We start from the raw sequence: 20,628 nt of genomic DNA, 5'->3' as shown, positions 1-20,628 counted from the left end.
ATAGTTTTCCTCTACCCAAATTCCTATTTTTCACTCTATATTAATATCGTTTTGTATAGCCGCGTTCTTCCAAACGCTGCATTAAATAATGGCATGTAAATTTCACTGCACGGAGTCGATTTGTATTACGCATACCAGATAAATGAAGTAAGTATGTAAGTGGCTCCTCATCGTTGATGGCAATACCAATCCAAACCGTTCCTACTGGCTGATGGTCATGTGCTGTAGGCCCTGCTTCTCCTGTTAACCCAATGCCGATATTTGTCCCAAATTGTTTTCGAATTGCACTTGCCATTGCAGCAGCACATTCACCGCTTACAACACCGTGTGTATCTATTAATTCTTGTGAAATACCAAGATGCTTTACTTTTGCTTCTGCCGCATAGGTCACTACGCCTCCAATGAGTGCGTTACCTACCCCTGGAATTTCCGCAAGCTCTGATTGAAACAACCCTGCCGTTAAACTTTCCGCAGCAGAAATAGTTAGATTATTGTCAACTAGCATTTCAACTGTCTTTGAAACAAGTGAGTCATCATCCACACCATATTGATAGTCACCAACAAGGGTTTGTATCTCTGCTACTTTGGCGGCAATAAGTTGTTGGGCTTGCTGTTCGGTTTCTGCTTTAGCTGTTACGCGTAATGTTACCTCACCATCCGACGCAAGTGGAGCGACAGTTGGATTTGTTTGGGCATCTAAAATATCCTGTACCTGGACTTCAAGTTCGGCCTCACCAATCCCATAAAAACGCATCACATGAGAGGCAATGATCCCTCCATCATTAAGCATCGCGGCAAGCTTAGGTTTCGCCTCAAATTGAAACATAGGCTCAAGCTCTTTTGGTGGCCCTGGGAGTAAAATATACGTACGATTATTGTTTTTAAAAATCATACCCGGCGCCATTCCGTGATGATTGGCTAATATTTCGCTTCCAGCTAGAATTAAAGCCTGTTTCCGGTTATTCTCCGTCATAGGACGTCCTCGGTTGGCAAAAAACTGCTCAATATATGTTAATGCAACTTCATCAAATTCTAGAGAAACACCGAGATGGCGAGCAATCGTTTCTTTTGTTAAATCATCTTTCGTAGGTCCTAGTCCTCCCGAAAATATAATTAAATCTGCACGAGATTCTGCCACTTCAATAGCTTGTTCTAAACGTTTTGCGTTATCACCAACTACTGTATGGTAAAAAACATTAATGCCTAGCTCGGATAACTGGTTCGAGATAAATCTCGCATTCGTATTCGTAATTTGACCTAATAATAGCTCTGAGCCAACCGCAAGAATTTCAGCATTCATGATTCACAAGACCTTTCTTATTTAGACTCAAGTAAAACACGTCGATTAAGGTAGAAGTAATCCCACCCAGACCATAGCGTAAAGAACAATGCTACATATAGCATAATCATATCAAAAGGAATACCAATAAGTGTAAAAATTGTGTTGTGTAAAAGAGCAGCAGCGATTGCTACAATTTGTGCCCAAGTTTTAATTTTGCCAAGCTGATTGGCGGCAACGACCTCTCCGCCACCTGCCAAAATAAGGCGTAAACCCGTAACAGCGAATTCACGGCTAATAATAATGATGATCACCCAGGCTGGTGCCATATCAAGCTCTACCATTAAAATGAAAGCTGCTGACACAAGTAATTTATCAGCTAAGGGATCTAAAAATTTCCCAAATGTAGTCACAAGATTATACTTACGTGCATAATAACCATCTACCCAATCAGTTGTCGAAGCTAAAATAAAAATAAGTGCGCCTATAAAATGATGGATTGGCATCTCTGCCCCAAATAGAGTCAATGTTCCCCAGCCAAAATCAAACATCATAACAATGACAAAAAATGGAATAAGTAAGATTCGTGAGATGGTAATTTTATTTGGTATGTTCATTTTTCTAACACCTTTCATGATGAAAGAAAGTAGTCATCACATGATGACTACTGTTCTTTATTGAAATTGATGACGATATTTTGAGTTACAACTTGCTGTGCATACGTGAGAAGCTCGTCATTAATATAGATTTTAGCTTGCGTAGAATTACCAAGACGGATACGAACATAATTTTCAGTCGTCGCGTCGAATTCTACCACTTCACCAGCATTATAAACACGAGTATCCGTTAATAATTCTTGTTGCTGCTGATTACGAATACCAACAAATGTAGGACCTGAAACTTCGATTTTAAGTTTCAATGTATCTGTACCTGTTAACGTGTAAGAAGTTGTTGCTCCATCTGCTTCAACAGTACCTGCGGAAATGGTTTGCTTGATCTCTTCAGTTTGATCAGTTTGATCTTCATCAGTTGGTGTTTCTTCTTTAGAGTCTGTATCTTTTTGGTCATTTTTCAGAGCATCTTTTTCTTCTTTTTCTTTCTTATCTTTGGCACTATCGATAGGCTTGGCATTTGTATCATATTCAATTTCAGGGGATGTTGTGTTGCCTTCGCTTGTCCCTGGACTGTTTTTGGATTGCCATAGCACCCATATTACCACGATGATCACAACAATAAATAACCCAACAATGATTTTTGGCATTGCCTCCATCATTTTATTGGAAGGGCCTTTTGTGACCTTTCTTCTGCTTGGACTATTCGTGATGGATTGACTTACTTGATCATTTGGAGTACTCGGTAGTTCTTTTTTATAAGTCTCTAAAATTTCTTCCGCATTTAAACCAACAGCATCTGCATATTGTTTAATAAAAGCTCGTACATAAAACGAGCCAGGCATAATGGAATAATTGCCCTCTTCAATTCCTACTAAATAACGCTTTTGAATTTTCGTTATTTCTTGTAAATCGTCTAAGCTGTAGCCTTTAGACAGTCTCGCCTCTTTCAGTCGAGTCCCTAATTCTGCCACTAATAACACCTACTTTAACATCAAATTAAAAATTAAATCCACCAAATGAATCGGATTCGGACATATGATTTTTTTCCATTATTTCATAAGTAATTTCTTCATCTGTGTGATGACGTAATTCAATAATATAATCAAAATCCTCTATTTTATATTCGGAATGCTGAACAAACATATCAGGATGCTCTACAACCTTAATGCATGGCATATTCATCATTTCACGCACTAATTGTAGATGTCGCTCATCAGAAGAGCGACGAGTCACAATACCATCTAAAATAAAAATATTATTACGACTAAATTCATCCCCCACTAGTTTATTACGAACGGTTTGTTTTATCATTGTGGACGATAAAAAAATCCACTTTTTATTAGCACAAACACTTGCTGCTACTATAGACTCCGTTTTACCAACGCGTGGCATGCCACGAATACCAATCAGCTTATGTCCCTCTTTTTTAAAGAGTTCGGCCATAAAATCGACTAAAATACCAAGTTCATCTCTTACAAAGTGGAAAGTGTTTTTTTCATCTGCATCTCGAGGAATATAACGACCGTGTCTAATAGCTAAGCGGTCTCGAAGTTTCGGTTGTCGAAATTTGGTCACGTTAATATGTTCCATTGTCGAAACAATTGTACGAAAACGTTCAATTGCCTCATCATTGTCTGTATGCACTAACATACCACGTCGATCCTCATCGACACCATTAATTGAAATAATATTGACACGTAGCATCCCTAAAAGTGAAGCAATATCTCCTAATAATCCAGGGCGATTCACCTGAATCTCATATTCAAAGTACCAATCGCTCAACACACTCGTTCCCTTCCTATTAGTTAACGTAAAAAATCCTTTATAAGTTCCATCATAGCTGATTTTTTATGTAATGGAAAGTTAGAATACATGGAATTACGGCGTTATTTTTAAAAACTTACTAATTTTTTTGAATGCATAGAAATAAGGCTTACATACGTTCCCGTTTTCACTAAAAAATAAATTTTTTATATAGAAAAAAGAGGAGATTAGCTCTCCTCTTTTTTTATTGCACATGCTTATTTTGGACAAGCTTAACGACACAATTCGCCAAAGCATGCTTTTCATCTTCAGAGGCAACGCCCCATAAATCTGATAGCACTCGCTCTTGCTCGTTTTTAGGATCTACATTTGAAGCTAAATATTCACCAATTTGGACAGCAGCTGCTTGAATCATTTTCTTAGGCATACCACTTGATTCAGCTTGCATAACGTTTTGTCCTAAAAACGATGTCCATTTTTGCCAGTTTTCTAAAATGGTCATATGTTTCTCCTCCTTTACACATGTAGTATGTGTAAAAAAGAATATTATATGTACCAGCCTCCATTTAATCGAATGATTTGTCCAGTTACATAATCCGCTTTCCCAGATAAATAAAAGCGAACCATCTCAGCTACGTCTATTGTTTGCCCAATTGACCCTAAAGGAATATCCTCCAAAATATAATTAAGCTCCTCTTTACTTAAATGACTGTTCATGGATGTATTAATGAAGCCTGGAGCAACGGCATTTACTCGAATACGAGATAATGCCGCTTCCTTTGCATAGGATTTAACAAATGCATGTTGTGCTCCTTTTACAGTTGCGTAGAGCGCCTCACCAGCTGACCCAGCTTCGCCCCATATAGAGCCTATAAATAAAACATAGCTGACATCATGCTGACGAAGCTTTTCAGATAGTAAAGCCGTCAACCTCATCGGATTTTGAACATGAACTCGCCATAGTGCGTCCATATCTTTTACTGTTGTATCCTCTAGCAGTGAATAATGCGCTTGTCCATTTGCGAAAATAATAGCCTGCACATTAAAAATCTGTGCGGCTACCATTTCTGCTCCTGTTTCAATTGAAAAATCCCCCTGTACAAGCATAAACTCTTGCGCAGGGAAAGTTTTAGAAAGCGTATCACATAAAGTTTCTGCAGCATTTTTATTAGTTGAATAATGTAAATAGATGGACCAGCCTTCTTCAGCTAGGCTATGACAAATAGCGTGACCAATCTCACCTGAAGCACCTAGTACAAGAGCAAACTTTTTCACTAGGCATCCTGCTTACTTGGTAAAATTTTAAACACGGTTTGTTGAGATTCACCTTGTATTGAGGCAAATGCTTTGTATAAATCATCAACTGTTAATTCCTCAAGAACCGGTACAACATCAAATAAATTCATGTCATTAAAGGAGTAACGAGTAAATTGATTGGCGATAAACTCAATAGAATTCAAAGCGCGTAAGAAGAAACCAATTTTTTTACGTTTAATACGTTCTAAATCAGCACTTTCAAAGTGTGAATTCCCTTCAAATTTAGCCAACTCTTCTTTTATTGCAGATGTTAATTTATCAGGCTCTGAAGAATCCGAACCGATCATAGCAAATCCAAAACCATTTTCTAATGTAAAATCAAATGCATACGTTTCATCAATTAAACCATCCTCGTAAACATGTTCATAAAAATTAGATGTACGTCCAAAAATAAGTTCTAGTGCGATTTGAACAGATAGCTCATGCTTTAACATTTCTCGCCCTGACAAATTGGTTTCTTTTGCCTTCAATCCAACATAAACTTTAGGCTTTTGTACATCCATGTTTAATGTCCGTTCGTTTATTGCTACCTCTGTTGGTTCTTCATCAAAGAAACGTTGAATGGATACCGGTTCTGAAAACTCTTTCTTCCCTTGATTATCACGAATAAAAGTCATCATTTCCTCAGGATCCACTGCACCAATCACAAATAATAGCATATTAGATGGGTGATAAAACGTATTGTAGCATGTATATAAATGATCGGCCGTAATGCCATCAATCGATTCAATTGTACCAGCAATATCAATTTTTACTGGGTGATGATGATACATATTTTCAATCGTACCAAAATATAGGCGCCAATCTGGTTGATCATCATACATGGTAATTTCTTGCCCAATAATTCCTTTTTCTTTGTTGACAGTCGCTTCCGTAAAGTAAGGCTCTTGCACAAAATTCAATAATGTTTCGGTACTTTTGTAAATATTATCAGTTGAAGAGAATAGGTATGCCGTACGCGTAAATGATGTAAAGGCGTTAGCAGAAGCTCCATATTCACTAAACTTTTGGAAGACATCGCCATCTTCTTTTTCGAACATTTTATGCTCTAAGAAGTGAGCGATTCCATCCGGCACCGTAATGCTTTCTGTTTGACCTATGGGTACAAAAGTGCGATCAATAGAACCGTACTTCGTTGTAAATGTAACAAATGTTTTAGAAAAACCTTTTTTCGGCAAGATATATACATCTAATCCATTTTCAAGCTTTTCATAATAAAGAGTTTCATCTAATTGCTTAAATTCAATTGTTTTCATTGTGCGGCTTGCTCCTTTCCACATAAGAAATAGACCGCTTCAAGCTGCACTTGCTTCGCCATATCCATAACATCTTCCTTCGTCACAGCTTTCCACTTATTAGCCCAAGATTCCACAGAGAATTCCTCTGGTAAATCTTTATATTGATCAAAAATTTCAATTTGTCCACGGGCAGAATCCAAGGACTCTTTTAATTGATTCGTGAGCATTGCTTTTGTTTGTTCTAGCTCTAAATCAGTAATGTTACCAGACTGCATTGTCGCAAGCTGTTCTTTAATTAGTGATAACGCCTTTTCCTCATTTTTAGCCTCGATACCAGAAACTACAAATACGAGACCATAATGAGAAGCATAGGAGCTAGAAGCATAATAAGCCAAACTCTCTTTTTCACGAACATTCATAAATAATTTAGCGTGTGGATAGCCGCCGAAAATACCATTAAAAATCTGCATTTTAGCAAAGTCCGGACTACCAAATCTTACTGGCGTACTAAAGCCAATGTGAAGCTTCCCTTGCTTCATCTCATGCTGTTCTCGAACATAATCGTTTTGAGGATGTTGTTGCGGAAGAACAGCTGGTACTTCTTCAGGTGAACGATCATTAAATGGTAGCGCTTTTTTTAATTTCGCTACAATTTCTTCTTCATTAATATCCCCAGCAACATAAATATCTATTTTATCGTTAGCTAGCATTGATTGATATGCCTCAAATAAGGAGGAAGGGGTTATTTTTTGAATTTCCTCAACACTACCATTTGCCGAAATAGATGCTGGTTCGTTTGGTCTTAGGATTTGTTGTAAGCGGAATTGTGCAAAGCGAGATTTATCATCAAAAATAGATTCAATACGTTGTATAACTGTCTTCTTTTCACGTTCCACAATGGATTCCTTGAAAACTCCATTTTCTAAATTTGGCTCAAAAATAGCCGTGTGCAATAAACCAAGCATGTCATTTAACACACTTGTATTTGCTAGATAATGATCATTTACCGTCTCCACATTCATGAGCACTGTATGTTCATTACCTCGTTTAGACGTATCAAAATATAAAACAGTGCCATATAGATCATCTAAGAAGCTTCTGAAAGCAGCAGTTGTTTTATATTTAGCATTACTATGCTGCAGTACATTGGTTAACACAGTACGTTCCGATGCACTCTTAGCTGTTAATGCTCTTCTCCATTTAATTGAAAAATTTACGGTTTTAAATTGGGTCGTTTGTCGGATATGCAAATTGACACCTTTGGCAAAAGGTATAGTTTTAAACATATGAAACCCTCCTATCCTTCTTAATATAACGATGTACTACACATACTATACATGTCTACTGTCTATAATTGCAAAAAGAATCCAAAGTATGTATGGGAAAAATTATAAATTATATGAAAACAACATGGAAAAAAAGACTGAGCATATTTCACTCAGTCTTTAATCATGACTTATTTTAACGCTTACCTTTAATATATGGTTGACCACTTGCCTTAGGAGCATTCGCTTTACCAATAAAGCCTGCTAAAGCAAGGATTGTTAATACATACGGTAAGATTTGCAGATAAACGGCTGGAACATTTTCGATGAGTGGAATTTGGTTCCCTGCAATACTTAATGTTTGTGCTAAACCGAAGAATAAGGCTGCACCTAGTGCACCAATTGGATGCCATTTCCCGAAAATCATAGCAGCAATCGCCATGAATCCTTGACCAGCAATTGTCGCATGTGAGAAGTCGTGCGTAATTGTTTGTGCATAGACAGCACCACCAAGTCCACCTAGAGCTCCAGAAATCATAACAGCAATATAACGCATTTTATTGACGTTAATCCCCATTGTATCTGCCGCCATTGGGTGTTCACCTACAGCGCGAAGGCGTAAGCCAAATGGTGTTTTATAAATAATAAACCAAGCACCAAATGCTACCACAAACGCCAGAATAGATGTACTGTAAACATCATGGAACAATAAACGGCCAAAGAATGGAATGTCCTCTAAATAAGGAATACCAAAACGGCGAATCGGTTGGTCAATCATATCTGTTTGACCTTTATCATAAATCATTTTTACTAAGAATACAGTAGCAGCTAAGCCTAATAAGTTAATAGCTACCCCTGATACTGTTTGATCGGCACGGAATGAAATAGAAGCAACGGCATGGAAAAGTGAGAAAATCGCACCAATTACAACAGCCGCTAGCATTGCTACCCAAACAGTTGCTGCACCTAATGATGAAGCAAATTCTAAATTGATAAATATACCTACAAAAGCACCAACAATCATTAAGCCCTCTAGCCCGATGTTGACAACACCAGAGCGTTCAGAGAATACCCCACCGATGGCTGTAAAAATCAAAGGTGTTGCATATAGAATCGCTGAAGGGATGATGAAATATAACATTTCTAAAAAGCTCATGTTATTGTCCCTCCTTTTTCTTGCTCAGCTTCTGTAAGCCTACTCGAATAATATAGCCTGATGCTACGAAGAAGATAATTAACGCAATGATAATCGATACAATTTCTTCCGGGATACCAGCAGCATTTGGCATATTTAAAGCCCCATATTTTAATGAACCAAAGAGTGATGCCCCGAATACTACGCCAAGTGGTGTATTTGCACCAAGTAAGGCTACGGCGATACCATCGAAACCAATTCCAGTGAAGCCAGGTTTAATGGATGCGTTTTGGAACGTACCTAGAGCTTCCATCGCTCCTCCAAGACCTGCAAACATACCTGAAATAGTCATCGCTAAAATAATGTTTTTGTTAACGCTCATACCAGCATAATCTGCAGCATTTTTGTTGAACCCTACAGCTTTCAGCTCATATCCACGAGTTGTTTTTTCTAAAATGAACCACATAACAACAACCATTAATAGTGCAACAATGATCCCATAGTGAAGACTTGAGTTGTCTGTAAGCTCTCTTAAAAACGGAGAACGTAATGAAGCTGATTCATGGATACGTTCTGTTTTAAAGCTACCATCTGACAATTTTTTAATGACCGCGTTTGCAATATATAACGCAGTATAGTTAAGCATAATTGTCGCAATTACTTCATGCACTTTAAATTTCGCTTTTAAGAAACCTGCAATAAAGGCCCAAAATGCACCTGCTGCTGCTGCTGCAAGTAATGCCAATGGTAAGTGTATAACTTTAGGTAGCTCAAATGCATAACCTACCCAAGCTGCTGCTAACCAACCTAAAATAAGCTGACCTTCAACACCAATATTAAACAGCCCTGTACGGAAGGCGAATGCTACTGCAAGACCTGCTAATATATATGGTGTAATTTGACGAATTGTGTTCCCTATTGAATATGAATCTCCAAAAATACCTGTCCAAAGAGCGATATAACCTTGTACTGGGTCATAGCCACTGACTACCATGACGATAGCCCCTACAATTAAACCGATAATAATAGAGATGATAGGAACGAGTATATTAATGACACGATTTGACATTAGTCGTTCCCCTCCTTCGCATCATGCTTGTTATTTTTTTTACTTTGACCTGCCATTAATAATCCAAGCTCTTGTTCTGTTGTTTCTTTCGGATTTAATTCGTCCACAATTTGACCATCATAAATAACGGCAATGCGATCCGAAACATTCATAACTTCATCTAATTCAAAGGAAATTAACAGAACAGCCTTCCCTTTATCACGTTGCTCAATAAGACGCGAGTGAATAAATTCAATCGCCCCTACGTCAAGACCTCGTGTTGGTAGAGCGGCAATTAATAAATCTGGATTACGATCAATTTCACGACCAATAATAGCCTTTTGTTGGTTACCACCGGATAATGCACGAGCAGGTGTCATTTCACCATTACCTGTACGTACGTCGTATTCTTTAATAATTTGATTGGCTTTCTCCGACACTTTTTTATAGTCCATGACAAAGCCTTTAGCTATAGGAGATTGATAATACGTTTGTAGCGCAATATTATGACCAATCGGGAAATCTAGTACTAAACCATGCTTATGACGGTCTTGCGGAATATGCCCAACGCCTTCTTCTGTTATACTACGAGGCTTCAAATTTGTAATATTTTTACCATTTAGTTCAACAGTACCACTTTTAATTTTACGAAGACCTGTAATCGCCTCGATCAATTCTGATTGACCGTTTCCATCAATACCTGCTATACCGACGATTTCACCCTTGCGAACCTTTAAGTTCAGACCTTTTACCTTATCAATATCACGGTAATCCGTTACGACTAAGTCATGGATAGCAAGTACTTCTTCAGTTGGATTCGCATCCGTTTTTTCTGTTTTAAATTCAACTTGTCGGCCAACCATCATTTCAGCTAGCTGATCAGGATTTGTGTCAGCGGTTACAACAGTGCCAATTCCTTCACCTTTACGGATAATCGTTACGCGATCGGACACTTCCATAATTTCTTTTAGCTTGTGGGTAATCAAAATAATAGATTTCCCCTCAGCAATAAGACGACGCATAATTTGAATTAATTCCGTAATCTCTTGTGGTGTTAAAGAGGCTGTTGGTTCATCAAAAATTAAAATATCAGCACCACGGTATAATGTTTTTAATATTTCAACACGTTGTTGCATACCAACAGTGATGTCTTCAATTTTGGCATTAGGATCAACATCCAAGCCATATTTCTCAGAAAGGGCTTGTACTTTTTTAGATGCATCTTTTATATTGACAATACCCATTTTAGTTGGCTCGGAGCCTAAAATAATATTTTCTGTTACTGTAAAATTTTCTACCAACATAAAGTGCTGATGCACCATACCAATCCCTAAATCATTGGCAACATTTGGGTTTGTAATTTTTACAGCATTCCCACGAACGCGAATTTCGCCACCCTCTGGTTGATACAAACCAAAAAGGACGTTCATCAAAGTCGATTTACCTGCACCATTCTCTCCAAGCAATGCATGGATTTCGCCTTGTTTCAGTTGGAGGGTGATATTATTATTCGCCACGAAATTACCGAATTCTTTACGGATTCCTAGCATTTCAATCACATATTCCAATATTGTCACTCCCTTAATAGGCACTTTTATAAAGTAATTCCGCCTTAGCGTTTAGTATCTGCCTCTACTATGACTGATGGCACAGATTAGCAATACATCCTGTATTCGAAATGTACATAAACTAGATGACCGTTAGAGCTTTTTTGCTACAGTTCTCTAATTCTTTAGACCGCTTTCGTTACCAAAGGCTATCTTTTATTTACTGATATAATCCCACCTATAGAGGTAGGTGTTTTGCTAAATTAATACAGGAAAGGTCATCGTTAGAAACCTTTCTTCTATTAACTTGTTACCATCATTATGAAAATCTTATTACTACCTCTAAAAGGTTCATATAAATCTAGTTAAATAGAGAATTGCGAATAATCTAAATATAACGATAGATTGAAAAATCATCATAAGGTCCTTCTTAAAAGTCCCTTATGATGATCAAAAGATGAATTATTTTTCCACTTTTTCTGGAACTTCGATTTCACCCTTAGCAATTTTTTCTTTATATTCATCGATTACTTTTTGTACATCTTCTGGGATTGCACCGCGAGAATCCGCAAGTTTAACCCCATCTTCAGCTAAACCATAAACAAGTGTTTCTCCACCAGGGAAGTCACCGTTTTTCGCTCTGTTTGAAATATCTACTACTGCTGTGTTAACACCTTTTAACATAGAAGTTAAAGTTACGTTTGTTTTATCGTCTACTTTACCTTCTTCGTATTGGTCAGCATCTACACCGATTACCCATACATCTGCATTTGGATCTTTTGCTTTACGTTCTTTTGCTTCAGAGAATACACCATTACCAGTTGCACCAGCAGCGTGGAAGATAACATCTACACCTGAAGAGTACATGCTGTTAGCAGTGATTTTTCCTAGATCTGCTTTATCAAATGCACCAGTGTATTTTACTTGGATGTCGATATCTGGATTTACTGCTTTAGCGCCTTCAACAAAACCAGCGTGGAAGCGGTTAATAACTGGAATATCTACGCCACCTACGAAGCCGATTTTACCTGATTTAGACATTTTAGCTGCAGCAACACCAGCTAAGAAAGCACCTTCTTGCTCTTTGAACAGTACGTTTACTACGTTGTCTGCTTTCACTTCAGCATCAATCAACGCAAAGTGATTGTCTGGATTTTCAGCTGCTACTGCATCGATTGCATCAGCCATCATGAAACCGATACCATAAACTAAGTTAAAGTCACGACGCACTAAGTTGTTTAAGTTTGTTTCATAGTCAGCATCTGAAGCTGATTGTAGGTAGTCGAAACCACCATCACCTTTTTTAAGACCGTGTTCTTTTCCGTAAGCTTGAACACCTTCCCATGCAGATTGGTTGAATGATTTGTCATCAACGCCACCTACGTCAGTAACCATTGCTACTGAAAATGATTCTTCTGATGTTTCTCCACCTGAAGCGTTATCATTTTCTTTTGCAGGCTTTTCGTCTTTTGTACCACAAGCACCTAAAATTGCACTTGCCGCTAATACTGATGTTAATACTAAACCAAATTTACGTTTTTTCATTTAATTAACCCCCCAAAGGTATTGTAATTAGCAGGAAAAAAATTTAGAAATGTTCTACACCCGTTTACGAACTACATGGAAGCTGAATTTATCAGCTCGGAAATAATTTTTTGAATAGAGCACTACTTGATCATGGTCATCGTAATGCAACTGCTTTAACACTAAAAGAGCTGTTTCACGTCCACAGTTTAAAATCGGTGAAGCTTGTTCATGATACCCAACTGGATCAATGTACGTAACCGCATAGGCCACATGAATTTTTCCAGATTGCTCAAGAGCAGAGAACAGTGAAACTTCTTTTTTTTCGACAAAGTCAGTAGGCAGGAAGCTTGCGGGTAGCTTGTCTATACAGTAAACTACGGGCTCACCGTCCGCTGTTCTGACACGTTCAATTGTGAGTATTTTATCGTCGCCATCACATTGGAAGCGTTTTAAATCTTCCTCAGAAGGGATGTGCTCGGCCGCTTTTAAAAAACGCGAACCAGGCTCCATACCCGCTGCCTCGATCATAGAAGAAATGCTCGATAAATGCTCGATGCCTGATGTAAACAACGGCTTAGGGTTGACAAAAGTCCCAACCCCGTGTCGGCGCACAATCACATTTTCCTCTTCCAACAGTCGAAGTGCTTCTCTAAGTGTTGCTCGACTGACTCCGAGTGATTTCGATAATTCAAATTCTGAAGGCAGCTTTTCATTTTCTTTAAAAATGCCAGCCTCAATGTCAGATTTTAAACGATCGATTACTTGAAGATAGAGATGACGATGATCTGCTTTAATAGTCACATATATCACCACCAAAATCAGAGATCAGACATCTGATGTACAACATTCCTACTAATCGTTCATAAATATAACATTTTTGCAGAATGAAATAAACAGTTTTAAATAAAATCTGTTATAGAATTCATTCTTTCTTCAAATTCGTTGCAAATAAATGGACAAATATACGGAAAGGACCATCCATTTAATGTTTAATTATCGTATTGATGAATAAGCACCTGACGAGGTTTACTGCCCTCAGGAGGCCCGACAATACCGCGTTGTTCCATCTGATCAACAATACGTGCTGCCCTTGAATAGCCTATTCGGAAGCGACGCTGAAGCATGGAGACAGATGCTGTTTGCATACTGACCACTAATTGCACTGCTTCGTCATATAATTCATCGGTTTCCTCTAAAATCGTTTCTTCTTCAGTAGGAATCATCTCCTCTTGATACTGAGCCTTTTGCTGTTCTATAACAAAATTCACAACAGCCTCAACCTCTTGATCCGATAAAAAGGCTCCTTGTACCCGTTTTGGTTTCGATGCACCGGCTGGTAAAAATAACATATCTCCGCGTCCAAGTAATCGTTCTGCTCCGCCCATATCTAAAATCGTTCTCGAATCAATAGCTGAAGAAACTGCAAAAGCAATTCGCGATGGAATATTAGCTTTAATGACACCTGTTAAAACATCTACACTTGGTCTTTGCGTTGCAATAATCAAATGGATTCCCGCTGCACGTGCCATTTGGGCTAAACGTGTAATTGAATCCTCCACATCACTAGATGCGACCATCATCAAATCTGCTAACTCATCTACAATGACTACAATATAAGGTAGCTTAGGATGCTTTTCATCTGTCTGTTCATTGACCTTTTGTACATGATTATTATAGCCTTCAATATTTCGTGTTCCAGTATGTGAAAACAGGTCATATCGACGTTCCATTTCAGAAACAACTTTTTTCAAGGCTTGAGAAGCTTTTCGTGCATCGGTCACAACAGGCGCCAATAAATGGGGAATACCGTTATAAACATTTAACTCCACCATTTTCGGGTCAATCATCATAAGCTTTACTTCATGTGGTTTTGTACGCATTAGTATGGATACTACTATGCCATTTATACAGACACTTTTCCCACTACCTGTTGAACCCGCTACGAGTAAATGCGGCATTTTATTGAGCTCTGCTAGCACTGCTTGTCCCGTAATATCTCGTCCAAATGCTACCTGCAACAATGCTTCTGGCTTAGCTCCATCCTTCGATTCTAATACCTCTCGTAAAGTAACAATGGCTACCTCACTATTTGGCACTTCAATACCAATGGCAGATTTTCCAGGGATTGGTGCCTCCATACGAATATCCTTGGCAGCCAGCGCTAATGCTAGATCATCTTGCAGATTGACAATTTTACTTACCTTGACACCAATATCAGGTAAGATTTCATATTTCGTAACGGCTGGTCCTAAATGAACTTGTGTGACTTTTGCCTTTACGCCGAAGCTTTGCAATGTTTGTTCAAGCTTTTTGGCATTCGCCTGGATGACGGAATATTCTCCACTTTGGTCATGTTGTGGTGGTAATTGTAATAGATTGTAAGAAGGAAGCTGGTAGTCTGCATTTTCTACAGTATCTGTCCCTTGAATATGGACCTCATCCATAGCTTCATCGTGTTCATTTTCCACTATTTCTGCCTGATCAAATATAGTTCTTTCCTGAGATACATTTTGGGTAAATGCAGAAATAATGGGCTCATGATGTATTTCTTCTTCTTCTTGCTCAGGCATATCCGTGGTTTGATTCACCGCTGCAATCTCGTCCACACTTTCTGCCCTAGAACGACGATTACTTGGCTTTTTAGGTGCATTTTTTTTCTTATCTCGATGTTTCTTTTTCCATTTACCAAATAAATCTGGCATTTTCTCTGCCAAATATGGCACTAATGCTTTTCCAGTAACCAAAATCAAGCCTATAAAGAAAATAACCCAAGCAACGACTCGTGCCCCTGATGCTTCAAATAGAACATGAAGACCACTAAATAAAAGAGCACCGATCATTCCACCGCCTAGTGCATTACTGCGATGAATAATCCCCTCGGTATTGATGAGAATTCGCCATGATTCACGGAGAACCGAATCAGATAATAAGCCACCTGATTTTGATAATTGTTCAAATAATATGCCATGACTAAAGATGGTTAAGCTCATAATAATGAGGAGCATACCTAGAATTAAGCGGTCTTTCATACCGACTTTTTTTCGACCAATCATCATTAATAACGCAACAAATATTAGCATAAATGGAACGGCAAAATGTAAATTTCCTAATAGAAACATTGCGAATGTTTGTAGCGTACGCCCGATCATACCGTATTCAAAAATCATGATGACCGCAAGCGCAATTAAGAGCAGCCCTAGAATTTCATACATAAGTGGAGACATTTCTTTTTTTTCTGTTGTTGCTTTGCTTTTAGTAGACTTTTTTCTTTTACTAACCGCCATTTCTATCACCTTCTTCTGCAATCCATTTTATATATGTAGCGAATCATACCATGTAGAACTCGAACATTTCAAAAAAAGGATTTTCCACCGCAATTGGGAGAAAATCCTTTTCCATTTACTTTTCCTCAAAGCCTTGACGATGAGTCATTTGTATTAATATTCCATAATAATTGGGATAATCATTGGACGACGCTTTGTTTTCTGGAATAGGTACGTATTTAAAGTATCACGAATTTCTTGCTTAATATTCGTCCATTCAAATGTTTCTTTCCCTACATATTTTTCAATAACAGTCCTTGCGATGTCCGATGCCTCAACCATTAACTCTTCTGATTCACGAACATATACAAAGCCGCGTGATAAAATTTCTGGACCAGACGCAATTTTCTTTTGTGCACGATTTAATGTCACGACCACAATGAAAATACCATCCTGTGATAATAATTTACGATCACGAAGAACAATATTCCCCACATCGCCAACACCGATCCCATCAATTAAGACGTTACCAGCTTGTACACGTCCACTCATGCGCATCTTATTATTTTTATATTCAACAATATCCCCTTTATCAGCGATAAATATTTGGGATTTTTGCATGCCTAGCTGTTGAGCTAATTTAGAGTGAGCAATTAGCATACGATATTCCCCTTGAACAGGAATAAAATACTTTGGTTGCATTAAATTTAACATAAGCTTTAAATCTTCTTGACTACCATGACCTGATACGTGCACATTTTTGCTAGAAGTTAGAATTTCAGCCCCAGCTTTAGAAATGGAGTTCATCGTATTAGCCATTTGCACTTCCATACCAGGAGAAGGTGTAAATGTAATTAAAACTGTATCACCCTGCTTAATTTTAATGTCACGGTGATGCTTACGTACGATTTTTTCGAGAGCATCTAAAGGCTCCCCTTTATTGCCTGTTGTAATAATGATAATTTCATCGTCTTGATATTTTTGCATTTCTGAAATTGGAATAATTGTATCTTCTTCGACTGTTAAATAGCCAAGCTGTACACCTAAATCTACAGCCTTCTCTAATGGCTTCCCGACAATCACTACTTTACGGAATGATTTTTGAGCTTGAGCAAATACTTGTTGAATTCGGATAAAATTCGATGCATAAACAGCTACTAAAATACGACCTGGTGCTGAATGGAATGTTTTTGATAATTGTTCTTCAATGACAATTTCCGATGTTGTATAACCTGGTCGTTCAGCTTCGCAAGACTCAGATAATAGAATAAAGACGCCATCTTCCCCTAACTGGGCCATTTTCGCTAAATCAGGTTTAAATTTACCTGTCGCTGATTGATCGAATTTGAACTCTCCTGTATGAACAATCGCGCCTTCAGATGTATGGAACACTACCCCTAACGAATCGGGAATACTATGTGTTGTGTGGAAGAATGTTACATACGTTGAGTTGAAATTCATACGACTACGGTTTGTTACTTCAAAAAACTTTACCTGATGTGGTGCAGGTAATTCTTTCAAATGTTCCTTAGCTAGAGCAATTGTTAATTTTGAGCCGTAAACTGGTGCCTTTATTTTTTGCAATACATAGGCAATCGAGCCAATTGCATCTTCATGTCCGTGTGTTAAGAATATACCTTTCACACGCTCTTTATTTTCTTCTAAGTACGTAATGTCAGGGATCACGATATCGATGCCTAGCATCTCGTCCTCTGGGAACATTAAGCCGCTATCTACTACAAATAGCTCTTCATCAATTTCTACTACGTACATTGCTTTTCCAATTTCGCCCACACCCCCAAGAGGGATGATTCGAATCAGTTCATTTTTCTTTTTTGTCAATTTATTTCCTCCTAAAAAATATCCCGAACAGCAACCACTTAACATTTATTATACGGTTTGCTAAGCTTTTGCACAAATTAAAAATACATGTTTCACAGCAGAAATATATTTTCTTATCTTTTCCTTATTGCTAGTAGATGGAAAGACAGATATTGGAATCTTTATGGAAATAGAGTCATTAAAGTATTTTTGAGGATGAGAAGTTATGGATTTCTTAAATAAAAAGGAAGCTGCTTTGAATAATCAGCCTCACAGACTGTTGACAAAATCCATCGAGAAGTTCACTCTCTATGCTTTTCTTCCTCTTGCATTTTCAATTTTGGTAAATCACTTACTGCGGATCTCCACATACTCTCCGAGCAAATTTGCTCTCTAAGCTAATTACCATGTCCAAGTAGCCATTTTCTTTAAATCATGGCAGCCAAAGTAAGCATCGCCTGCATGGACAATTGTTTAGTGGATATCTAAATAAAAAATCTATAGTAGCTTCCAGTTTTCACACGAAATAATCTTTGGGAATTCATGGATCAATCGTTAACATATCAAATTGTTCACGCTCATTATAACTTTAAATGAATAAGGAGTTCTTTATGTTGAAGTTGGTGTAACAAATTGCGGGAAAGTCGAGATTCTGGACTGAGGGGATGTTTTCTGTGCGAAAGCAAAGCGGCAGCAACAAAGCGAGGGAAGCGGGTAGACCCAGTAAAGAAAAAAAAGACTGTAGCCAACTCAAAATTCATTGAGAGTTCGTCTACAGTCCGCGAGACTGATTTGAATGATCAGCCTCGTTTTTATTTATCTAAAACTTCTCGCTTTTTCTTGATACGTATCCCAAATGTTATCAAAGTTAGCCTTCTCTTCATCCGTCATTTCCATCATTGGCAAACGAACATTGAGTGTATCAAAGCCTAGCTTTGTCATTGCATATTTAATAGGTGAAGGGTTCGGTTGAGCGAACAGCGCGCGTACAAGAGGTAATAATGCTCGGTGAATTTTAGCTGCTAGCTTATGATTTCCTTCTTCAAACGCTTTAATCATTAATTGCATATCATTGCCTACTACATGAGCCGCTACGGAAATAATGCCTGCCCCGCCAATCGCCATTAGTGGCAATGTTAGGCCATCATCTCCGCTATACACTAAGAAATCATCATCTGGATCAACATTTTCAATAACATCACCCATCTGATCCAAATTGCCGCTTGCTTCTTTAATCCAAGCGATGTTAGGAATCTTACTTAATGCAACAGAAGTTTCATAGGCCACATTCACACCAGTACGCCCAGGGACATTATAGAGCATAACTGGTAGACTCGTTTGTTTAGCAATCGTTTCAAAGTGAGCAAAGATCCCACGTTGATTTGGTTTATTGTAGTAAGGAGCTACAAGCATTATGCCATCTGCTCCATTTTCTTCTGCTTTATGGGTCATGGCTATAGAATATGCTGTTTCATTGTCCCCTGTGCCAGCAATAACTGGCACACGACCAGCTACCTTTTCTACTGTAAAACGAACAACCTCTATTTTTTCTTCCGTAGACATTGTAGGATTTTCAGAAGTCGTACCACAAGCAACAATACAATCTGTACCATTGTCGATCAAATGATTAATAATACGTTCTAATTCTGGATAATTTATCGTGCCATCATCTTTAAACGGCGTAATCATAGCCGTTCCAATTCGACCTAAATTCATCCTTACACCCCTCTTATAGTAAGTTATCCTCAAGCATTGCTTCTGCAATTTGGATAGAGTTTAATGCAGCGCCTTTTAATAGATTGTCAGAAACGATCCATAGATGGAATCCTTTTTTGTTGTCTAAATCTTGACGGATACGTCCTACAAAAGTAGCGTCTTCCCCTTCTGCATAAATAGGCATTGGGTAAGTTTGTGTTGCAATATCATCTTGTAATACTATACCTGGTGCATTGCGTAATACGTCAAAAATCTCTTGGATTGATGTTTCTTTCTCTACCTCAATATAAACAGACTCTGAGTGACCTGAAACGACCGGCACACGAACGCAAGTAGCAGCAACTTTTAGCTCTGGTGCATGCATAATTTTTTTCGTCTCATTAATCATTTTCATTTCTTCGTATGTAAATCCGTTATCTGTGAATTTATCAATTTGTGGAATGACATTACGAGCGATTGGGTAATGGCGCTTATCACTACCAGATGGTAAAATATTTGCTTCTACATCCCTACCTGCTTCCCAGTTTGCGCTTTGTGTTTTTAATTCTTCAATAGCAGAAATACCTGCACCTGAAACCGCCTGATACGTTGAAACAAGCACTTTTGTTAATCCAAATGCTTTACGAATTGGCTCAAGTGCAGCTACCATTTGAATTGTCGAGCAGTTTGGATTTGCAATAATCCCTTTATGCTTCGCCAGATCGCCTCGATTCACTTCAGGTACAACAAGTGGTACCTCTGGATCCATTCGGAAATGGCTCGTATTATCAATAACTACCGCACCACGCTTTGCTGCTTCGGGTGCAAGCACAGCTGATACTGAACCACCAGCTGAGAATAAAGCGACATTGACGCCTTCAAAAGCTTCAGGTGTCGCTTCTTCAATTGTATATGTTTGACCATTAAACTCGATTGATTTTCCTGCTGAACGTGCAGATGCTAGAAATTTAATGTTCCCTATTGGAAATTTTCGTTTGATTAATTGCTCCATCATTTTTGATCCTACTGCTCCTGTTGCTCCAACAACCGCAACTGTTAACTGCTTTGTCATCTGTCATCTCTCCTTGAATACAAGTTCCATAATGTGTGCTATT

The 20,628-nt window shown here is 38.2% G+C and carries 17 protein-coding genes; all 17 read right to left on the bottom strand.

The window, feature by feature from the left end; translation table 11 throughout:
* Nucleotides 1-40: 40 nt before the first annotated feature.
* Nucleotides 41-1,300, bottom strand: a complete 1,260-nt coding sequence (locus KVT27_RS02700; RefSeq protein ID WP_036124110.1) for a competence/damage-inducible protein A — start codon at nt 1,298-1,300, stop codon at nt 41-43.
* A gap of 17 nt (nt 1,301-1,317) precedes the next feature.
* Entirely contained in the window at nt 1,318-1,896 is a 579-nt protein-coding gene (pgsA, locus tag KVT27_RS02695; RefSeq protein ID WP_025113992.1) for a CDP-diacylglycerol--glycerol-3-phosphate 3-phosphatidyltransferase, read from the bottom strand.
* Nucleotides 1,897-1,943: 47 nt separating this feature from the next.
* Nucleotides 1,944-2,873, bottom strand: coding sequence for a helix-turn-helix domain-containing protein (locus tag KVT27_RS02690; protein ID WP_175422988.1), 930 nt, complete (start codon nt 2,871-2,873; stop codon nt 1,944-1,946).
* Between the two features lie 16 nt (nt 2,874-2,889).
* Entirely contained in the window at nt 2,890-3,675 is a 786-nt protein-coding gene (locus KVT27_RS02685; protein ID WP_008178931.1) for a DUF3388 domain-containing protein, read from the bottom strand.
* 226 nt (nt 3,676-3,901) lie between these two features.
* Entirely contained in the window at nt 3,902-4,159 is a 258-nt protein-coding gene (locus tag KVT27_RS02680; RefSeq protein ID WP_008178933.1) for a DUF3243 domain-containing protein, read from the bottom strand.
* Nucleotides 4,160-4,203: 44 nt separating this feature from the next.
* Nucleotides 4,204-4,932, bottom strand: a complete 729-nt coding sequence (ymfI, locus tag KVT27_RS02675; protein WP_036147479.1) for an elongation factor P 5-aminopentanone reductase — start codon at nt 4,930-4,932, stop codon at nt 4,204-4,206.
* On the bottom strand, nt 4,932-6,230 hold the full coding sequence (gene yfmH / locus KVT27_RS02670) for an EF-P 5-aminopentanol modification-associated protein YfmH (protein WP_217580613.1): 1,299 nt from the start codon (nt 6,228-6,230) through the stop codon (nt 4,932-4,934). Before yfmH ends, ymfI begins: the two co-directional genes overlap by 1 nt.
* Nucleotides 6,227-7,498 carry an EF-P 5-aminopentanol modification-associated protein YfmF gene (gene yfmF / locus KVT27_RS02665; protein WP_036124098.1) on the bottom strand — a complete coding sequence of 424 codons (1,272 nt, stop codon included), beginning with the start codon at nt 7,496-7,498 and terminating at the stop codon, nt 6,227-6,229. The genes yfmH and yfmF overlap by 4 nt, the downstream gene beginning before the upstream one ends.
* A gap of 175 nt (nt 7,499-7,673) precedes the next feature.
* Nucleotides 7,674-8,633: an ABC transporter permease gene (locus tag KVT27_RS02660; RefSeq protein ID WP_036124095.1), complete on the bottom strand. Its 960-nt coding sequence runs from the start codon at nt 8,631-8,633 to the stop codon at nt 7,674-7,676.
* Nucleotide 8,634: 1 nt separating this feature from the next.
* The gene (locus tag KVT27_RS02655) at nt 8,635-9,681 is read right to left on the bottom strand and encodes an ABC transporter permease (RefSeq protein WP_012293322.1); all 1,047 of its coding nucleotides are present in this window, start codon (nt 9,679-9,681) and stop codon (nt 8,635-8,637) included.
* Nucleotides 9,681-11,228: an ABC transporter ATP-binding protein gene (locus KVT27_RS02650; RefSeq protein ID WP_036124093.1), complete on the bottom strand. Its 1,548-nt coding sequence runs from the start codon at nt 11,226-11,228 to the stop codon at nt 9,681-9,683. Before KVT27_RS02650 ends, KVT27_RS02655 begins: the two co-directional genes overlap by 1 nt.
* 441 nt (nt 11,229-11,669) lie before the next feature.
* Nucleotides 11,670-12,752 carry a BMP family lipoprotein gene (locus KVT27_RS02645; protein WP_036124090.1) on the bottom strand — a complete coding sequence of 361 codons (1,083 nt, stop codon included), beginning with the start codon at nt 12,750-12,752 and terminating at the stop codon, nt 11,670-11,672.
* Between the two features lie 54 nt (nt 12,753-12,806).
* Nucleotides 12,807-13,535, bottom strand: coding sequence for a GntR family transcriptional regulator (locus KVT27_RS02640; protein ID WP_008178950.1), 729 nt, complete (start codon nt 13,533-13,535; stop codon nt 12,807-12,809).
* Nucleotides 13,536-13,723: 188 nt separating this feature from the next.
* Entirely contained in the window at nt 13,724-16,018 is a 2,295-nt protein-coding gene (locus tag KVT27_RS02635) for an FtsK/SpoIIIE family DNA translocase (protein ID WP_217580611.1), read from the bottom strand.
* A gap of 153 nt (nt 16,019-16,171) precedes the next feature.
* Nucleotides 16,172-17,839: a ribonuclease J gene (locus KVT27_RS02630; protein ID WP_036124084.1), complete on the bottom strand. Its 1,668-nt coding sequence runs from the start codon at nt 17,837-17,839 to the stop codon at nt 16,172-16,174.
* Between the two features lie 795 nt (nt 17,840-18,634).
* Nucleotides 18,635-19,534, bottom strand: coding sequence for a 4-hydroxy-tetrahydrodipicolinate synthase (gene dapA / locus KVT27_RS02625; RefSeq protein WP_008178954.1), 900 nt, complete (start codon nt 19,532-19,534; stop codon nt 18,635-18,637).
* 13 nt (nt 19,535-19,547) lie between these two features.
* Complete coding sequence (locus KVT27_RS02620; RefSeq protein ID WP_036124081.1) at nt 19,548-20,585, bottom strand: aspartate-semialdehyde dehydrogenase; 1,038 nt, start codon at nt 20,583-20,585, stop codon at nt 19,548-19,550.
* Between the last annotated feature and the right edge of the window lie 43 nt (nt 20,586-20,628).

This window comes from Lysinibacillus sp. GbtcB16, from assembly GCF_019091145.1.
GTDB lineage: Bacteria > Bacillota > Bacilli > Bacillales_A > Planococcaceae > Lysinibacillus > Lysinibacillus fusiformis.
Note: the sequence above shows the minus strand (reverse complement) of the source record. Positions and strands in the feature narration are given on the sequence as shown.

Coding starts and splice junctions, on each gene's coding strand:
- KVT27_RS02700 (WP_036124110.1), bottom strand. CDS start 1,300: ATGAATGCTGAAATTCTTGCGGTTGGCTCAGAGCTATTATTAGGTCAA.
- pgsA (WP_025113992.1), bottom strand. CDS start 1,896: ATGAACATACCAAATAAAATTACCATCTCACGAATCTTACTTATTCCA.
- KVT27_RS02680 (WP_008178933.1), bottom strand. CDS start 4,159: ATGACCATTTTAGAAAACTGGCAAAAATGGACATCGTTTTTAGGACAA.
- yfmH (WP_217580613.1), bottom strand. CDS start 6,230: ATGAAAACAATTGAATTTAAGCAATTAGATGAAACTCTTTATTATGAA.
- yfmF (WP_036124098.1), bottom strand. CDS start 7,498: ATGTTTAAAACTATACCTTTTGCCAAAGGTGTCAATTTGCATATCCGA.
- KVT27_RS02660 (WP_036124095.1), bottom strand. CDS start 8,633: ATGAGCTTTTTAGAAATGTTATATTTCATCATCCCTTCAGCGATTCTA.
- KVT27_RS02655 (WP_012293322.1), bottom strand. CDS start 9,681: ATGTCAAATCGTGTCATTAATATACTCGTTCCTATCATCTCTATTATT.
- KVT27_RS02645 (WP_036124090.1), bottom strand. CDS start 12,752: ATGAAAAAACGTAAATTTGGTTTAGTATTAACATCAGTATTAGCGGCA.
- KVT27_RS02635 (WP_217580611.1), bottom strand. CDS start 16,018: ATGGCGGTTAGTAAAAGAAAAAAGTCTACTAAAAGCAAAGCAACAACA.
- dapA (WP_008178954.1), bottom strand. CDS start 19,534: ATGAATTTAGGTCGAATTGGAACGGCTATGATTACGCCGTTTAAAGAT.
- KVT27_RS02620 (WP_036124081.1), bottom strand. CDS start 20,585: ATGACAAAGCAGTTAACAGTTGCGGTTGTTGGAGCAACAGGAGCAGTA.